This is a genomic window from Peribacillus sedimenti (assembly GCF_046237635.1).
In the GTDB taxonomy this organism is placed as follows: Bacteria; Bacillota; Bacilli; order Bacillales; family DSM-1321; genus Peribacillus; species Peribacillus sedimenti.
The window spans coordinates 1,911,719-1,928,386 of sequence record NZ_CP143547.1 but is presented as its reverse complement, the minus strand read 5'-3'; the positions used below and the strand labels follow the sequence as shown (position 1 = coordinate 1,928,386).

Genomic DNA, 16,668 nt, shown 5'->3' with positions numbered 1-16,668 from the left:
GGCTTTCTATTATTCATGCTCCTTAAGACCCTTCAGATATTCGAGTGCATCATCCACGTTATCTACAGGAACAATCTTCATCTTTGTTTCGATATCACGAGCCGCAATCATGGCATCCTGATAATTGGAACTTTTTTTGCCATTCTCATTTGGCGCAAAAAAGATTTCAGCCCCTGAACGATCTGCAGCCACAATTTTTTGCTGGATCCCGCCGATCGGTCCGACAGTGCCATCTTCAGACATTGTGCCTGTTCCCGCGATGTCATATCCCTTGGTGATATCTCCGGCGGTCAGCTGGTTGTAGATCTCCAGCGTAAACATCAACCCAGCAGATGGTCCGCCTATTTGTTCGCTGTTAACGGAAACAGCAGGTTTCATTTTCGGCTTTTTATAATCCTCCAAGGAAATGCCTATACCCACTTTGTACGGGTCGTCCTTAAATTGCTTCAGCGTCAGGACAGCTTGCTTTTTCTTTTCATCCCTTACATATTTTAATCTGATCTTATCCCCTGCCTTTTTTGCTCCTACATAATCTATGAATTCCTTTGAAGATTTGAACTCAAGGTTGTCCACCTGAACGATTTCGTCGCCCTGCTGAAGGACACCTGAGGCCGGCATGCCTTCAACGACACCCAGCACATAAACACCCAGGTACTGGAATGATATCGGTCTTCCCGCCTTTTCGTAGGCTACCTTAATGGCACTATTCTTTGAGTCATCCATCATGTGGAGCTGCCTTACATTATACTGTTGGTCTGTTTCTCCTTCGTTCCGGATCATATCTTCGGGATACAACTCCATATACTTATTCCATTTAGCAAGAAGATAGGAATAAATATTTGCTCTGCCCATCCTTACAGTCGTCAACATAAAGCTGCCTTCGGCTTTGTCGCCGCCCTCCACATCTACAATCGGTTCAAGCTCCTTGGCCATACCCGGTTTCGTTACATAATACGGCAGATAATAAAAGGACGAAGCCGCTAACAGGATTACAGCTATAAGGAAAGAGCGCCAGTAAGCTCTACGTCTCATCTATATGGGACTCCTTCCAATTCACGATACATTTTTTGATCTGACTCATTTTATTTTTAGCTTCTTCCTCACCAATAGTAATTATTTCACTGATATTTGTAAATGATTTTGAATTGAAATTAGCAACACTGGGACGCAGCATGATGTCAGATGCTATTTCCCTGGCTGCAATCAGCTCCATTTGCATGATATCGATACTTTGCATGATCACATCATAAATTGAGGTAATTTCCTGGTCCTGTTTCAGCTGGGCTACATCGACAGCAATGACAATGTCAGCTCCCATATCCTTAACGACAGACACTGGCACCCGGTCAACCACCCCGCCATCAACCAAAAGCCTTCCCCCTACCTTTTCCGGCACGAAAATTCCTGGAATCGAGATGCTTGCCCTGACTGCATCAGAGATGGGGCCGTCCCGAAAAATCACTTTCTCCCCATTTTTTATATCTGTTGCGACGACAGCAACCGGAATATCCAGTTCCTCCAGCTTTCTGCCATAAGTGAATACCCGTATTAGATCTTTGACTCGCTTGCCGGAAATGAATCCCATCTTGGGTACTGTGAAGTCAAGATAATACTTCCTTTTAAACACAGACGATAACTTATAGAGCCTTTCTACATCCAACCCTGCTCCATAAAAGGCCCCTACCAGCGCTCCCATGCTGCTCCCGGCAATCATATCAATCGAGATTCCTTCCTGCCTTAAAACCTTGATCACGCCGAGGTGGGCAAACCCCCTGGCTCCTCCCGAACCTAGCGCCAGGCCTATTTTTGGCTCCTGCAAAAGAAATCCTCCTTTTAAATAAGCAGTCCTATTCATGATTCATGTTCTCCTATAAACTTATGGTCTAAAAGCGAAATGTATGAGCATATTGTGGTATAGCAGGACAAGGCCGCGGAAACCATTCAGGTGATTGCAAATGACTGGATGAAGCATGAATTGGCCGTTATCAAGAACATATATTAGCCGTAGTAATTTTACTTTTTCTTATTTCAACATTGAAAGTTTGTTCCTTGCCAATTAAGATTTTCCTAACTTAAGAATAAATTCCCCTGGATTCTTTGTATTTACATCAACTAAAGAAAATATTGAATAAGTGGGCTTCCATAAAAAAACTGGCTGATTATAATGTGCAGGCATGAAACAATAATGGGCATCTTGCTATTTGCATAAGGCTTTGCCGTTCAGGGGCTTGTAGAATGAGGAGGAGGCAATACAGTTGTTTAAATCCAAAGTGAAATCTATTGTTCTTGCCTTTTCTGTAACTGTCTTGGCAGGCGCGCTTATATCATATCCTGAGCAATCCTTTGAAGCATCCATCCGCGGATTGAATATGTGGTGGGAAATTGTTTTCCCGTCTCTTCTTCCTTTTTTTATCATATCTGAAATGATGATTGGATTTGGAGTAGTCAGGTTCCTGGGAGTCTTGCTGGAACCGCTAATGCGTCCGCTCTTCAAGGTACCTGGTGCAGGCGGGTTTGTATGGGCCATGGGGCTGGCATCCGGATTTCCTTCAGGTGCTAAATTGACTGCCAGAATACGTCAAGAAGGACAAATTTCACAAATCGAAGCGGAAAGACTGGTATCTTTCACCAATTGTTCAAATCCTTTATTTATTTTCGGTGCCGTATCATGGGGATTTTTTCATAACAAGAACCTTGGAGTGATCCTCGCGCTGTCACATTATTTAAGTAATATTTGCGTAGGGTTGATCATGCGTTTTCATGGCAAGTCGGATGCCAAAAAGCAAAAGAGGGATCCTGTATCGTTAAAAATGGCCCTGGCCGAAATGCACCGTACAAGGCTGAAAGAAAAAAGACCGATCGGAAAACTATTGGGAGATGCCGTTCTTTCCTCCATACAGACCTTGCTCATGATTGGCGGTTTCATCATCTTATTTTCAGTAGTTAATAAACTTCTTTTCCATATGAATATTACCACAGTGCTCGCCAGGCTTATAGAATCTATTTTGTCGATCATCCAATTCCCGGAATCTCTCAGCCTTCCCTTTATTTCCGGTATCTTTGAAATCACTTTGGGGTCACAAATGACGAGCCAGGTACAGGGAGTTCCATTAATGCAGCAGGCTGTGCTGACATCCTTCATTCTTGCATTCAGCGGTTTAAGTGTACAGGCACAGGTAGCGAGTATCCTTGCCGAAACGGATATACGCTTTTTTCCGTTCTTTATCGCAAGGATCTTGCAGGGATTTCTTTCAGCGACGATTACCTATATTCTTTGGCTGACTGTATACGATGGCATGGAGAACATTGACATGCCCCTGGACGCTCAGCCTGTCTTTGCAAGGGATGCAGCTGGCTGGAATATAACGCTGTATGAATGGCTGAATGATTGGGGGCCTTTGATCACATTATTTTCTTTAATAGTTTATATCATCATTTATGCAAAGCATCTAAATAATAAAAAATAAGGAGCCTCCCTGTAAATGAAGGCTCCTTATTTTTTATTGTAACTTCTTCCGGGCTAAAGCATGTCCGAAAATTATCTGTAGTCTATTTCAGAAAGCAAAAACCTATACCTGCTTATTGTTTGTGAACTTGCCCAGCAGTGCTTCCCTGACCTTTTCCGGCACCAATTCGGAGATGTTGCCGCCATATTTGGCGACTTCCTTCACAATACTGGAACTCAGGAATGAATACTGGTTATTGGTCATGATGAAAAAAGTCTCTACCTTTTCGTTCAGGAGCCTGTTCATGGATGTAATCTGCATTTCATATTCAAAATCCGATACAGCCCTTAGCCCTCTTATAATGGCGGATGCATTAACAGATTCGGCATAATCCGCAAGCAATCCCTGAAAAGAATCCACCTTTACATTCGGTATATGCATCGTGACCTGCTTAATCAAACTGACCCGTTCGTCGACCGTAAATAATGAATTCTTCGATGAGTTATTCAGCACCGTGACGTAAACCTCATCAAAGACCTTGGCTCCTCTTTGAATAATATCCAGATGACCAAATGTAATTGGATCGAAACTTCCTGGACAAACGGCTATTCTAGCCATATCAATACACCTCTATTCAGCTTCAGCCTTATCCATCTTATAAATGGAGATTGCAATGATCCCGTATGTTTCCTGCCGATACCTCACAAGTCCGCCTACGACGTCTGGCAGATGGATGTCACTCCCGTGTTCACAGACAATGATGCCGGATTCCTCCAATAGGTTTTCCTTATGTATTTCTTCAAGCAATTTGACGAGCTTCTGCTTTTTGTATGGCGGATCGAGCATGATTAGGCTGAATCTTAATTCTCTCTTGATAATAGCCTTTAAAGCCCGTTCCGAATCATTCCGATATACTTCGGCCCGATCTGTAAAACCGCATGCATCAAGATTGGCCTTTACGGTTTGGACAGCTTTGTATTCTTTATCGACGAATATGGCATGGTCGATTCCGCGGCTAAGAGCTTCGATTCCAAGGCCGCCGCTTCCCGCAAACAGGTCAAGAACCGTCCCTCCTTCAAAGTATGGGCCGATGATATTAAAAAGCGCTTCCTTAACTTTATCAGTAGTAGGCCGGGTGCCTGCGCCCGGTACTGATTTCAGCGGTCTTCCTTTGCACGTTCCAGAAACCACTCTCATATATGTTCACCACATTTACTTGACAAATTTCCACATCGTAATTATCCTAACATATTTAATGTTGCCAGCCAACCTTAAATGAATAAACCACCTTCGACATGGCCTCCATCTTTTTTCAACATTTTTTTCTTGCTAAAATAAACCTGCACGTTTTTGAATAATAAGGATAATAATGGTCATAATGTAAGTAACAACATCACTATCGTAGGTGTTGTTGCCAACCGCGGAGAAGACTTACGTTTCCCCATAAGATCTTCCTCCGGTTTCTCCTCTCCCTTTGCCTTCTGAACCTTCAATTGAAGGAAATAGAAGGACCCTGCAGACGATGACCTGCAGGGCTTTTTTTATTGGACGCTTGTTTTCCTGTTTAGAATCAACTTACGGGACATTTGGGTCATGAATATCACCAATGTGAAAGGGAAGCAGCAAAATGCTCCAAAACTCTCCTGTTTTGCTAATGTGTAAACAGTTAAACAAAAAGAAATTAACATTGCCGCATACTTGTAGTATTTCAGAGTAATTCCCAGCATGTTACTAGGTAAAAGTCCACGGAGAACATCCTGCTTTGTTGCTTTGTCCAATATAAAAAGAGGCTTTAACTTCTAATAATCAGGTTTACATGATAAAGTATGATGGAAAACGTTATGGTAAGGAGAGATAAAAGTGATCCAGCGGTTTATCGAACTAGGTGAAGGTTATTCCGATATTTATGAGCTGATCGAAATCGGCAGGGCGAATAAACATAGGGTCGCAAGGCTGATGGCCTTGCATACAAAAATAAATGGCCAGGAACGCACTTCCCTGATTATCATCCTACAGCCGACAGACCCGGGCAATTTCCAGCCATTGTACATATGCAGAGAGGGGATTCCCAATCCGCATTTTACACCTAACAAAAGATTCGATATGTTCAAGGTGCTTGCGGAAGAGCTGGATAAGAATATTATAGAATTTGATGTAAAGCCTTCCGACATATTTCCGGAAACTACCCTCTACTACAATCATATAATCGGGATATTGCGCATGAATAGATACCTTCCCCCTCTCAGCTGACAGCAAGCATCAGTGCGGACGCATACATAAAAAAACGGGCCCTCCTATACAGGGAGAAAGGCCCGTTTTATATACCCATTTTATAATCATACTCTTTGGCCTTATCAGGCTTTGAGTTTTCGTATTCCATTTTGACAAATGGTTTATAGGAAAGTTCTACTTTCTTTACGAATGAATAACTTCTTAGTTTATCAGAAATGGCTTCTACATCTTCCATATTTGCATAGATGACAACGTATTTTAGTTTCTTAGAGACATAATGGATATTTCCGAATTTCCGAAGCATCTTAGCCTGCTTTAATGTATGCAAATATACGATGATTCCCTGCCTTGCTCCAAACATGATTGGATAGCTCCTTTTATATGAATAAGATATGCTTTCAAAAATTGGCTATTATCAATTAGTTTAGCACAGCCAAAACGATTGTATCAACCACAAACCGTATACCTGGTTCTGTTTCGTAGTACCATTTGATATAGAAAGAAGCAAAGAATTCTTACAATGGGAGGGTTACTTTTGGATCTCGATGTAATCTGGTCAAAATTTATAAGCCTGCTTGTCAGTGAACCCTATGTGGAAACGGCTGATTATAAAAAGATTGCCGGCATACCATTTCTCTACATAACATATTCGGGGAACGTCAATCTTGGGATGATTGAAAAAATTATCAAGCAGTCAGCAGGTAAAGCTATGAGAGGAAAACAGCTGCATAGTGAAACGACCTTTGTAAGGGAGGACCCTGCTCGGATATACGTCTTTCGCCACCGATTCTATGTTCCTCAGAGAAAAATGTTCTGCTGCGGGAATCTATGCCCAGATTGCATCAGGTTTCATTCTGAATAAATCGAGAGGCCTAACTCTCAAAACAACAAATGGCCAAATGAAAAAGGACTGATTCAAGTCATTAGAATCAGTCCCTTAAATTAGATTGTTAAGTCGATATTAAGCAGAACAGCTGCAGCTTCCGCCAGTTCCGCAGCTTCCGCCACAGCTTGAGGAAGATTCAAAGAATGGGTTGCCTGTAGGTACCTTGATGTATTCAGATACAGCTTTTCCAATTTTCATGCTGATCTCATCGAGTATTCCCTGAAGCTCCGTTTCGGCTCTCTTAAATTCTGCTATGGTTGGATGCATGTCCATAGCGCGTTTCGCTTCCCGGGTTTCCAGATTGATTCTTTTATAGTCGGGATGGTATTTTCCAAATCTCTGAACTTCTTCATACATATCCTTCAAAGAAACAAAACGGCTTATTTTTTGCTGCGCTTCCCGGTCACTGCGCATTTTATATAATGAGATTAGATAATTTTCGCCAATCTCTGAATGTAAAATCATCTCTGCCAACTCATCGGCATTTTGCAAAATACTTACTCTTTCCATAGTAGCAAGCATGGATAAGCTCACCTCCACCACCCATTTTACCATTCTGCTGTAAATAACGCTATTTGTTTTGCCTATAATAATGAATCTATGTATACAGTAAATTCTCTGCTAAGCCCTTCAGTATGACCATCGGGATCCTTTACCATCAACTTCACCTTATGCGTTCCTTCTGGAATTTCCTTTACTATGAACGCAGCTGTTTGGTAATCCCCCAATTTTCTTCCATCCATGTACATGGATACAAACACCTGAGGTTTGCCAGGTGCATCAGAAAACGTGTAATCCTTTAATAAGCATTCAATAAATAGAGAGTCACCCTTCTGATTATACTTTACGATAAATGGCTCCGCTCCCGTGGCACTAACAGGCCCAGCGGCTTCCACATCCTTTTTTTCAACCTGTGTTTTATTTTCGATTTTGTTTTCGGGTTCGGGAATATCATGGTTACATGCAGAAGTGATCAATAATAAGAACAAAATGAGGCTCATTTGTTTCATCTTCAAAAACCCCCTTTTTTTAAATAGGGTTTCCTATTTCAATCCAATTACACAAAAAATAACAAATAACGGCTGAGCATAATCTGCCAGCCGTTAGCTTTGCGAATTCGAATTCATCGCTTGATACATGTTAAGCATCATCCACGCCATCTGAACACCATTTGATAGGTTGGAAATTCTGTGGGGAATGGATTTTTTCAGGAAATAGGCAGCTTCTGTTTGCATTTTATCCAGCTGATGAGGATGTCTCATTAAATATCTGTACCATTGCGGCTGCATGCGAATAAAATTCTTTAAATCAGGATCAGCCTGAATTTGCACTAAGATATCCTGCCGCAAAACATCAGTCTCCCTTCTATAATTAAGAATCAGTCCTTCCTAAACACAAAAGGATCAGATTTAACTGGTTCCGGTCTGACATGCTCCTGCGATGCCCCTTCTCCTCCCTTTAGCGAAGTTAGAAGGCTCTGGATCGCGGCAAGCGCCTGATTCGCATTTGCGATGTATTTTTGGAGCTGATTAATATCCATATTTTTCATATAATTCATAAGCAAGGCTATAAGGTCGCTCTTATCGGCGTCTTCCTTATCTGGCTTGGAATTTTCCCGATTTTCCACTTCTTTTACTTCCACTGCTTTAGTTTCTTTATTAGAAATTTCATCCGTATTCTTTTTGTATGGATGCCATTGTTCGTTATCCTCCCCAAGCAGATACCACTCCTGATACAGTTCTTTCCACGTATACTTTCCGTCTTTCACCTCCTGCCTCAGTTTCGGATGCTCCTTGATAAACTCGCGAAATTCATCAACCGATGAATCCATTTTATTTTCTGGCATCATCTTACCCTCCCCAACAAGACATACGCCTGCTTAAAGAATATGCATGGAAATGGGTATATGTGAATGGCTCTGCAGCCGTAACTGCCTGCCATTAAGCGTTTCCGTGTCAGGATACTGTTCGATTGTACAGACATTATATGCATATCTTTGAAGTTTGATGGCTGCTCTGTTAAGGATGACCATTTATTTTTAGAAGGTTCTTTCCCAGGTCAATGACTTTATTTTTGGTTTTGAACATCTTACTGAGCACGGTCCCTGTTACTTCGGGATAAATTTATGGTGATATAAAGGGTTCCCGCCGATTTTTCGGTGTGTTTTTGTCTGATGAAATCGGCACGGAAAGTATTTGTCCTTACAACAGCGGCAATAAGCACAAAAAAACGAGCCATGCACTGGCTCGTCCGATAAAGTTTTGATTACTGTCCGTCACTCTCTATGAAATTCTGGGTGTAAAAGTTTCGGTAAACACCGACACCCAAATGTGTAAAATCTTCATTCAACATGGTTTCCCTGTGGCTTTCGCTATTTAACCAGCCTTCCATGGCAGCAGCAGCATCCACATACTTCGCTGCAATATTCTCGCCGGCCTCCACATAGCTGACTTCCCCTTCCTTCAAGCGGTCACTGAGTTCGCCTTTTGTTGGGGAAGTATGGGAAAAATAGCTGGCTTCGGACATATCCTGGCTGTGAAGATATGCTACACGGGCGGTTTGCTCATCCCATTCTAGCTCCGGTATATCAAATCTGCTCCTGATAATATTCGTTATATCAAAAATCTGTCTCTTGTTGCCTTCTTCTATTTTTGCCCATTCTTGGACAGAAAGCGGGACTTCTTCACTCAGCTTGCCCCTATAGGTCAATTCATATGGCCTTTGTTTCACCAATGTTGCCTTATCCAAAAAGCGCACACTGGATATGGTTCCTGTGAATTTATCCAAGTAAACCTGGGCATATACAGAGCCCAGCTTGATCAGCGGCCTCATGTTCATATCTTCTTCCGACAGCTCAAAACGATAGGAACTTTCCTTGGTATCTATGTCAACATATGTTTCTATATACAACCGTGAATAAATTTCATCAATGGACTGACCGATTTTAAAAGGATAAATATTGGCATCCTTGCCTATTGCGTAAGCAGACACGACCTTTCCGTCCAAAACAGCCAGTTGAAAATACTGATTTTTATCCTGATTATAGATCCACCATTCATAACCGAAAGCAGATAGATCGACTCTTGCCGGGCTGCCATAGAGTTTGGTGGCGGACGTAATGCTTTTCCCTAGAAAAGAACCAATGCCTTCCCTTGGGAATCCCTCAGGTGATGAGGAATCAGAGCTAGTCTTCCTTGCGGGGTCGTCAGTATTTTTTTGCTTTGTTCCCTGGTCGCCTATCAGTATGCCTCTGTTTCCGCCTTCCTGGCCAATATTAAAGTAAATTCCAATGATGAAAAAAACCGCTCCCAAAACTAATACTTTGATCAAAGTACGCAGAGGAAGACTCCTCCTCTCTGATTGTGTGAATAAAAAAAGATGTACCCAATTTTCCGTTTGGCATTATTTTATATCATTATAGCATTGTTTGCTTTCCTTTTATAGAATAGGTGCTTCGCGCAAATATTGTAACTTTTGTGAAGAATTAATCTTCTAAGCCATGTACTCATTGCAACTTGAATAATTTCAGGCTATTATAAATTATGAGGAAAATTTGTCTGTCTATTAACCTATTTGGAGAAAAAAGCTTTTCATACATACTATTCTCCATGTTGATCATTTTTCCATTCTTTTATTCGGAACTCGGGAGGTAAAACTACGTGAAATTTGAAAGCTTTGGTTTTGAAAATGTAACCGCTGACTTAAATTGGCTCGATGAGCTTATGCCTGAGCACGGGTTAATCCGCGCTGAACAGTGGGACTATGAAAGAGTAAGCTTCGACCGTAAGTTCGAGCTTAAAGAAGGCGTTTTCTATCTGAGGGTACTGGGCTATGCCACAGAAGGAGATGTAGGAGCCCATAAAGCAGTGATACAGCTGATGACTCCCTTACTAGGTAAACATTATTATCCTCATGGAATTGAATATGGAGAGGGAGAACACTTCCCCCCAACATTGGTCAAGCAATGTGAGAAAATCCTTGGCTCCATCAAGGCCAAACTTGATGAATTCACTGGTCTCTAATTCTAGCAATCTACAGCGCACGAGCTTTTTCGTGCGTTTTATTTTTCAAGATCCCCTGCCGGCTCTGTTAGATTTCCCACGAAAGCTCCGGGCTTATTGGGATTCTCATTTCATTGTATGTTAGCATGCTTTCAGTCTATAATCAAAAATAAGTCCAGTTGTAAAAGGAGTTGCCGGCCATTTGAAACGTTTTTTTACAAAGAAGCCCTTTATTCTGCTGTTCATCGCATTTACTTCCTTATTACTTGCCTTCTACCTGATTCCAATTTCATTGCCGATTGTTACAGCATTCATTACAGCCCTCTTCCTGGAACCCCTCAACAATAAGCTGCAGCAAAAGCTGGCAATCAAGCATAGATGGTCTGCTGCGCTTGTCTTTATCGGATTTATACTGGTTTTCCTTGTTTCCATCTATTTTTTAACTACAAAAGTAATTACCGATGCCGTACAATTCATCAGACAAGCACCGGGTTACATAAATGATGTCAGTCAAATTTGGAGTGACTATGAGGCAAGAATGGAAACTGCATCCGCCGGACTTCCACAAGCCTTCGTCGAACAAGCTGGATTCCAGATCAACAAGCTGCTGAATCGGTTAAGAGAAGAGCTCGGAGGATTGATCAGCATTCAGCAGCTTTCCGCTTTCATCACCCTCCTCCCTAATTATCTTGTAAGCCTCTTGGTATACTTCATTGCATTGATTTTGTTTATGCTTGATCTCCCTGACTTACGACGGAGAATATACTCTTGCCTTTCCGACAGCACGGCGGATAAAGTCAGGTATATGTCATCAAGAATGTCCTTTGTCATCATCGGGTTCTTGAAGGCGCAGTTTTTTATGAGCGTACTAATTTTTCTTGTCGCACTTGTAGGTTTGCTCATGATTCACCCGGAGACAGCATTATTTACGGCATTCATCATCTGGATAATGGATTTTATCCCTATCATTGGGTCTGTAATGATCCTTGGTCCATGGTCGCTTTTTAACCTTCTGACCGGAGATATCGTTTTGGCGGCAAAACTGGCAATCCTTGGCGTGGTTATCATCATAATCCGCAGAACTGTAGAGCCAAAGGTGATGGGCAGCCAAATCGGGCTCTCTTCGCTTACTACATTAATCAGTATGTATATAGGCTGGCAGCTCCTTGGAATATTTGGTTTTCTCATAGGGCCTTTTCTTTTGATCGCTATCAATTCCGCAAGTGAAGCTGGTCTGTTCAAACTGGAAAGAAAAGGCATGTAATCAGGAAACATCATATGAAATGCTCTTTCATATCTGGCAGGGATTCTATCTAACTATCAACTATCTCTCATCCCGTTTATCGATCGGGTCTAAAGGTTCCAACAAAAAAATAAAAAATGCCGCCTCCAGAAACAGAGCGGCATTTTCAATATATCTAACTAGTTGCACTAACTGAATCAAGCTGGTCAAACCACTGTTACTGCCAATATTATAAACCAAGGATTGCCTTAATGACAGATGTAGTTTCTCCTCCGTGATAGAAGACATAAAGCAATAAATACACCGCTACACCTGTAATCGCTGTAAAAAACCAGATTATACTCGTAATCGGTCCCAGCTTTCGATGCCTGGCGAGCTTATTTGTAAAGCCTGTCAACAGAGTGACAATACCAAAAACTGCCCCTGTGGTAGCTAAAGTAATATGGAATATAAGGAAAATCGTATAATAGATCTTAATGTCGTCTGGACCGCCAAATGAGGTGTTTCCAATAAAAATAGTTCTAGATGCATAAATGATAAAAAAGATTAAGGCAAAAATTGCTGCGGCAATCATCGTTTTCTTGTGGCTCTCAATTTTACGCTGTTTAATTTGATACCAGCCAATTGCAACAGTCACCGCACTCAAAACGATAAATGTCGTGCTGATAGTAGGCAGAATCGGTAAAGACATAATAGACAAAAACGCCCTCTCTGTTTATATATTTATCTCATTTATTTTATATAAGGATTTGTACAAATTCAATCATCTGAATACTTTATTAACAAAATGATCAAATTTCCACTGGAAAGGATTTACACCATCAAATCTTATTTGGCATTTTCATTTGCAGATTAACAGCTGCTCAAACAAAAAACCTGCTAAGTGCAGGTTTTATTTCGCTGGATAGCCTTCTCCCGAAAGAGGGTCAATTTTATTATCATTGTTTTCTTTTCGGTACCATGCAAAGAAAATATAGCCAAGCACCACTCCATAAACAACTTCCTGGATCACTTTCATCAATACTCCGCCAAGCTGCTGGTCATCCATCAATGGCAGTCCATTAAAAAGCTCGGGGCCGCTCAGATTTAACCCTGCCAGGGATGAAGATGGCACACATAACTCCATCGCTTTCGACCAGGCAGAAGGATCCGAGAATGTTGAATAAAGCGGATTATCAGCAAAAATAATCAGTCCACAGGCTGGCGTTAGAAGTATGCCATTCCCGAATATGTACCCAATCTTGTATAATCCGGTAAGAGTCTGCTTTTCTTCAAGCTGGTTGACAAGCGGAAACCACATAAATATGGCAGTAACGAATAATACGCTCGTATAAATAGCATGAATCCACATATCAGTTTTTATGAAATCAAAGAGAAGCGGGATGTGGTAAAAAGAAAACAAGAGATTAAAAACCAGCAAACCAATCAGCGGTTTGGTAAAAAAGCTGAATATACGGTCAAATGCAGACAAGGTGAACAGTTTTCTCCAAATCCAGTTTGGAATGCTTATGATCAATAGAGGCGGCATGACCAAATATAACACGGCCATCTGTACCATATGTGCACTGAACATAATATGCCCCAGCAGGTCCAGAGGCGATCCTTTGATGATGTACAATAAAACCATAAACGTTACAAAAAGAGAAACTTGTCCTGCTGTATGCCGCTCACTGCCGGAAAATCTGCTTCTATACTTTGTAGTCAAAATAAAATAAGCAATTGTAAGCAAAACGAGGGCCACAAAGAAGTACGGGCTCCATAAAGCACGGAAGCCAAATATACTGATCGACATGTTATCACCCCGAAAAAAAAATTACTTCCTTTCTACTATTATATCATCTGCCCCTTTAGAAGGATAATATAAGTTTATCAGGGACAATAAGGAAAATTACCCAACATCTCTTACAGCTGTTCAAGATTGGACGAGCCCTGATTTTTTGATTTAAGATCGCACAAAAAAAACCGGCTACCAGGTAGCCGGTTTTCTATTTGGACTAAAGCCATGTAATCGTAACAAAAGTAAGTATGGTTATCGCCCCAACCAAAGCACCTGAATACAGGAACAAGGCTATTGTATCATGTCCTTTGTGCTTCATGTGCATGAAATAATAAAGCTGAAAAATAACCTGTACAACAGCCAGCAGAAGGATGAAAGGAACTGTAAACCAATGCTGGAAATCTTCCACTGCCACTGCAAGAAATGCGATGAGTGTCAAGAAGATCATTAAGGAGAAAGATACTACTTGATGCCTCATCTCCTCTGCATTCTTTCTGCGTCTGTATTTCAGATTTACATTTGGGTTAGCTGAATTCGTTTGATCGTTCGCCATCAGTTTATCCCACCATTCCCATTAAGTATACTACGGTAAAGATGAATACCCATACAACGTCGATGAAGTGCCAGTATAGGCTCGCTACATAAAACTTCGGTGCATTATATAGATTGAGCCCGCGCTTTGCATTACGAACCATCAATGAAAGAATCCACATCAAACCGAATGCTACGTGCCCTCCATGGAACCCGACCAATGTGTAGAATGCTGAACCGAAGGCACTGCTGGTGAATTTATGTCCAAATTCATGGACATAGTGATTAAACTCATAAACCTCAAGGCCAAGGAACCCGAAACCGAGAAGTACAGTTACCAAAAGCCATGCCTGCATTTTACTATGGTCGTTATTCTTCATGTGATACATAGCATATACACTTGTAAGAGAACTTGTTAGAAGCAGCATAGTTGCCACAAATGTGAGAGGCAATTCAAATAAGTCCTTAGCTAGTGCATGTGTATCATTCGGAACTTTATCTTTTAAAGCGAGATAGGTTGCAAACAGGGAAGCAAACAAGACTGTCTCTCCGCCAAGGAATAGCCAGAAGCCAAGAAATTTATTTTTGCCTTCCAGGGTAGCTTTTTCTGGAGCAGCCGGCCAGGAAGCATCTGTGAATTTTTCTTCAGCGTGCATTATGCATTCCCTCCCTTTTGCTCTTCTGCTATAAGATCTTCTTTATGGATATGGAATCCGTGGTCATCCTTGATTGAACGGATCAGCATGGCTGAAAAGGTGATGAGCAAGCCAATGATGATTACCGGTACATCCCATTCTACTCCTTTGTCTCGGTGATGCAATGCTCCGAAGGCTGCTACGAACAACCCGAATGCAATAACAAACGGCAGGAACGATGAATTAGGCATATGAATGTCCCCAATTGGTTCCGCAGGTGTCATTTCATTTTTGCCTTCCATCTTCTCTACCCACCATGCATCCAAGCCGCGAACAAGCGGCAGCTGCTTAAAATTGTAGAATGGAGGCGGTGAAGGAATCGACCATTCTAGTGTACGGCCGTCTCCCCAAGGATCATTGCCAACCTTTACATTTTTCACCTGAGTCATAACCACGTTAATAAGCATGATTAGAATCGCCACTGCCATAAAGAAGGCACCGATCGTACTGATCAGGTTCTGGGTTTCCCAGCCTTGGCCTGCCTGGTAGGTAAATACGCGTCGAGGCATACCCATTAATCCAAGGAAGTGCTGGATAAAGAATGTTAAATGGAATCCAATCAGGAACAGCCAGAATGTAATCTTGCCCATTGTTTCGTTAAGCATGGTTCCAAACATTTTTGGCCAGTAGAAGTGAGTTCCCGCTAAAAGGCCGAACACCACACCGCCTACAATTACATAGTGGAAATGCGCAACAACGAAATAGCTGTCATGGTACTGGTAATCTGCAGGTGCAGCAGCATTCATGATTCCTGTAACTCCGCCCGCAACAAACGACGGGATAAAAGCAACCGCATACAGCATTGGTGTCGTAAACTTGATGCTTCCGCCCCACATGGTAAATAGCCAGTTAAAGATCTTAATTCCGGTAGGAACAGCGATTGCCATTGTTGCTACTGCAAATATAGCGTTAGCGATTGGTCCTAGACCTACTGTGAACATATGGTGAGCCCATACCATGAAACCAAGAAAACCAATCAGGACAGTTGCGAATACCATGGAAGAGTATCCGAACAATCTTTTTCTTGAAAAAGTGGCAAATACCTCAGAAAAAATGCCGAAAGCAGGTAAAATCAGGATATATACCTCAGGGTGTCCGAATATCCAGAATAAATGCTCCCAGATTATCGTGTTACCGCCTGCATTCACAACAAAGAAGTTGGAGCCGAACATACGGTCAAACATCATTAATACCAGCCCAACAGTCAGCGGCGGGAATGCAAACAGGATAAGTGCTGAAACCACGAATGAAGACCAGGTGAACAGCGGCATGCGCATATAGGTCATCCCTGGAGCGCGCATATTGATAATGGTTACAAGGAAGTTAATACCCCCAATTAATGTTCCCAGACCGGAAATCTGAAGGCCCAATACATAGAAATCTACCCCATGTCCCTCGGAATGAAGGGACAGCGAAGCGTAGGATGTCCACCCTGCATCTGGGGCTCCTCCCATGAACCAAGATAGGTTTAGGAAAACCCCACCAAAGAAAAACAACCAGAAACCAAGTGAATTAACAAAAGGGAATGCAACGTCACGCGCTCCAATTTGAAGCGGAAGGACAGCATTCATAAAAGCAAATATCAGCGGCATGGCTGCCAGGAAGATCATGGTCGTTCCGTGCATCGTAAGTATTTCATTATATAGGCCGGCGCTGACAAAGTCATTGTTCGGAACGGCCAGCTGAATTCGGATGAACATCGCTTCCAGTCCTCCGACAACAAAGAACAGTCCGCCAGCAATTAAGTACAGGATGGCAATTTTCTTATGGTCCACTGTTGTTAAGTAGTCCCATACCACAGCGCCAAATCCTTTTTTCTGAGCGTGCGTACTCACGGTTTAACCTCCTCATGTAAAT

At 42.0% G+C, this 16,668-nt stretch carries 20 protein-coding genes; 5 read left to right on the top strand and 15 right to left on the bottom strand.

What is annotated here, in order from left to right; translation table 11 throughout:
* Positions 1–9: 9 nt before the first annotated feature.
* Together V1500_RS09495 and V1500_RS09490 are read right to left on the bottom strand one after the other, a co-directional pair.
* Positions 10–1,032, bottom strand: coding sequence for a SepM family pheromone-processing serine protease (locus V1500_RS09495; protein WP_409305314.1), 1,023 nt, complete (start codon positions 1,030–1,032; stop codon positions 10–12).
* Positions 1,022–1,819, bottom strand: a complete 798-nt coding sequence (locus tag V1500_RS09490) for a patatin-like phospholipase family protein (protein ID WP_409305959.1) — start codon at positions 1,817–1,819, stop codon at positions 1,022–1,024. The genes V1500_RS09495 and V1500_RS09490 overlap by 11 nt, the downstream gene beginning before the upstream one ends.
* 436 nt (positions 1,820–2,255) lie before the next feature.
* Here V1500_RS09490 and ylbJ point away from each other — a divergent pair, with 436 nt between their 5' ends.
* Positions 2,256–3,467 (top strand): sporulation integral membrane protein YlbJ, encoded by a 1,212-nt coding sequence (gene ylbJ / locus V1500_RS09485; RefSeq protein ID WP_409305313.1) that lies wholly within the window; start codon positions 2,256–2,258, stop codon positions 3,465–3,467.
* A gap of 102 nt (positions 3,468–3,569) precedes the next feature.
* On the opposite strand, the gene coaD is transcribed toward ylbJ, so the two are convergent.
* Both coaD and rsmD read right to left on the bottom strand, forming a co-directional pair.
* Positions 3,570–4,064, bottom strand: a complete 495-nt coding sequence (gene coaD / locus V1500_RS09480) for a pantetheine-phosphate adenylyltransferase (protein ID WP_409305312.1) — start codon at positions 4,062–4,064, stop codon at positions 3,570–3,572.
* 12 nt (positions 4,065–4,076) lie between these two features.
* The gene (gene rsmD, locus V1500_RS09475; RefSeq protein WP_409305311.1) at positions 4,077–4,643 is read right to left on the bottom strand and encodes a 16S rRNA (guanine(966)-N(2))-methyltransferase RsmD; all 567 of its coding nucleotides are present in this window, start codon (positions 4,641–4,643) and stop codon (positions 4,077–4,079) included.
* 663 nt (positions 4,644–5,306) lie between these two features.
* Here rsmD and V1500_RS09470 point away from each other — a divergent pair.
* Complete coding sequence (locus V1500_RS09470; protein ID WP_409305310.1) at positions 5,307–5,696, top strand: methylthioribose kinase; 390 nt, start codon at positions 5,307–5,309, stop codon at positions 5,694–5,696.
* 67 nt (positions 5,697–5,763) lie between these two features.
* On the opposite strand, the gene V1500_RS09465 is transcribed toward V1500_RS09470, so the two are convergent.
* A complete protein-coding gene (locus tag V1500_RS09465) occupies positions 5,764–6,039 on the bottom strand; it encodes a YlbG family protein (protein ID WP_409305309.1) in 276 nt (91 codons plus the stop codon).
* Between the two features lie 174 nt (positions 6,040–6,213).
* Between V1500_RS09465 and V1500_RS09460 the strand changes: the two genes are divergently transcribed.
* Positions 6,214–6,540 carry a hypothetical protein gene (locus V1500_RS09460; protein ID WP_409305308.1) on the top strand — a complete coding sequence of 109 codons (327 nt, stop codon included), beginning with the start codon at positions 6,214–6,216 and terminating at the stop codon, positions 6,538–6,540.
* Positions 6,541–6,639: 99 nt separating this feature from the next.
* On the opposite strand, the gene V1500_RS09455 is transcribed toward V1500_RS09460, so the two are convergent.
* The 5 genes from V1500_RS09455 to V1500_RS09435 all read right to left on the bottom strand — a co-directional run bounded on the left by V1500_RS09455 (position 6,640) and on the right by V1500_RS09435 (position 9,876).
* Positions 6,640–7,086: a YlbF family regulator gene (locus V1500_RS09455; RefSeq protein ID WP_409305958.1), complete on the bottom strand. Its 447-nt coding sequence runs from the start codon at positions 7,084–7,086 to the stop codon at positions 6,640–6,642.
* Between the two features lie 62 nt (positions 7,087–7,148).
* The gene (locus V1500_RS09450; RefSeq protein WP_409305307.1) at positions 7,149–7,574 is read right to left on the bottom strand and encodes a hypothetical protein; all 426 of its coding nucleotides are present in this window, start codon (positions 7,572–7,574) and stop codon (positions 7,149–7,151) included.
* A gap of 93 nt (positions 7,575–7,667) precedes the next feature.
* Positions 7,668–7,913, bottom strand: coding sequence for a YlbE-like family protein (locus V1500_RS09445; RefSeq protein ID WP_409305306.1), 246 nt, complete (start codon positions 7,911–7,913; stop codon positions 7,668–7,670).
* A 29-nt stretch (positions 7,914–7,942) separates the two neighbouring features.
* Positions 7,943–8,413 carry a YlbD family protein gene (locus tag V1500_RS09440; RefSeq protein WP_409305305.1) on the bottom strand — a complete coding sequence of 157 codons (471 nt, stop codon included), beginning with the start codon at positions 8,411–8,413 and terminating at the stop codon, positions 7,943–7,945.
* 416 nt (positions 8,414–8,829) lie between these two features.
* Complete coding sequence (locus tag V1500_RS09435; protein ID WP_409305304.1) at positions 8,830–9,876, bottom strand: CAP domain-containing protein; 1,047 nt, start codon at positions 9,874–9,876, stop codon at positions 8,830–8,832.
* Between the two features lie 347 nt (positions 9,877–10,223).
* Here V1500_RS09435 and V1500_RS09430 point away from each other — a divergent pair, with 347 nt between their 5' ends.
* Positions 10,224–10,586 carry a YugN family protein gene (locus tag V1500_RS09430; protein ID WP_409305303.1) on the top strand — a complete coding sequence of 121 codons (363 nt, stop codon included), beginning with the start codon at positions 10,224–10,226 and terminating at the stop codon, positions 10,584–10,586.
* A 181-nt stretch (positions 10,587–10,767) separates the two neighbouring features.
* Positions 10,768–11,829 (top strand): sporulation integral membrane protein YtvI, encoded by a 1,062-nt coding sequence (ytvI, locus tag V1500_RS09425; RefSeq protein WP_409305302.1) that lies wholly within the window; start codon positions 10,768–10,770, stop codon positions 11,827–11,829.
* Between the two features lie 208 nt (positions 11,830–12,037).
* On the opposite strand, the gene V1500_RS09420 is transcribed toward ytvI, so the two are convergent.
* The 5 genes from V1500_RS09420 to ctaD form a co-directional block, all read right to left on the bottom strand.
* Positions 12,038–12,499, bottom strand: coding sequence for a DUF420 domain-containing protein (locus tag V1500_RS09420; protein ID WP_409305957.1), 462 nt, complete (start codon positions 12,497–12,499; stop codon positions 12,038–12,040).
* 201 nt (positions 12,500–12,700) lie between these two features.
* Positions 12,701–13,600, bottom strand: a complete 900-nt coding sequence (gene ctaG / locus V1500_RS09415) for a cytochrome c oxidase assembly factor CtaG (RefSeq protein ID WP_409305301.1) — start codon at positions 13,598–13,600, stop codon at positions 12,701–12,703.
* A gap of 202 nt (positions 13,601–13,802) precedes the next feature.
* Positions 13,803–14,138 (bottom strand): cytochrome c oxidase subunit IVB, encoded by a 336-nt coding sequence (gene ctaF, locus V1500_RS09410; protein ID WP_409305300.1) that lies wholly within the window; start codon positions 14,136–14,138, stop codon positions 13,803–13,805.
* Positions 14,139–14,142: 4 nt separating this feature from the next.
* Complete coding sequence (locus tag V1500_RS09405) at positions 14,143–14,772, bottom strand: cytochrome (ubi)quinol oxidase subunit III (RefSeq protein WP_409305299.1); 630 nt, start codon at positions 14,770–14,772, stop codon at positions 14,143–14,145.
* Complete coding sequence (gene ctaD / locus V1500_RS09400) at positions 14,772–16,646, bottom strand: cytochrome c oxidase subunit I (RefSeq protein WP_409305298.1); 1,875 nt, start codon at positions 16,644–16,646, stop codon at positions 14,772–14,774. The genes V1500_RS09405 and ctaD overlap by 1 nt, the downstream gene beginning before the upstream one ends.
* Between the last annotated feature and the right edge of the window lie 22 nt (positions 16,647–16,668).

Coding starts and splice junctions, on each gene's coding strand:
- V1500_RS09495 (WP_409305314.1), bottom strand. CDS start 1,032: ATGAGACGTAGAGCTTACTGGCGCTCTTTCCTTATAGCTGTAATCCTG.
- coaD (WP_409305312.1), bottom strand. CDS start 4,064: ATGGCTAGAATAGCCGTTTGTCCAGGAAGTTTCGATCCAATTACATTT.
- rsmD (WP_409305311.1), bottom strand. CDS start 4,643: ATGAGAGTGGTTTCTGGAACGTGCAAAGGAAGACCGCTGAAATCAGTA.
- V1500_RS09465 (WP_409305309.1), bottom strand. CDS start 6,039: ATGTTTGGAGCAAGGCAGGGAATCATCGTATATTTGCATACATTAAAG.
- V1500_RS09455 (WP_409305958.1), bottom strand. CDS start 7,086: ATGCTTGCTACTATGGAAAGAGTAAGTATTTTGCAAAATGCCGATGAG.
- V1500_RS09450 (WP_409305307.1), bottom strand. CDS start 7,574: ATGAAACAAATGAGCCTCATTTTGTTCTTATTATTGATCACTTCTGCA.
- V1500_RS09440 (WP_409305305.1), bottom strand. CDS start 8,413: ATGATGCCAGAAAATAAAATGGATTCATCGGTTGATGAATTTCGCGAG.
- V1500_RS09420 (WP_409305957.1), bottom strand. CDS start 12,499: ATGTCTTTACCGATTCTGCCTACTATCAGCACGACATTTATCGTTTTG.
- ctaG (WP_409305301.1), bottom strand. CDS start 13,600: ATGTCGATCAGTATATTTGGCTTCCGTGCTTTATGGAGCCCGTACTTC.
- ctaF (WP_409305300.1), bottom strand. CDS start 14,138: ATGGCGAACGATCAAACGAATTCAGCTAACCCAAATGTAAATCTGAAA.
- V1500_RS09405 (WP_409305299.1), bottom strand. CDS start 14,772: ATGCACGCTGAAGAAAAATTCACAGATGCTTCCTGGCCGGCTGCTCCA.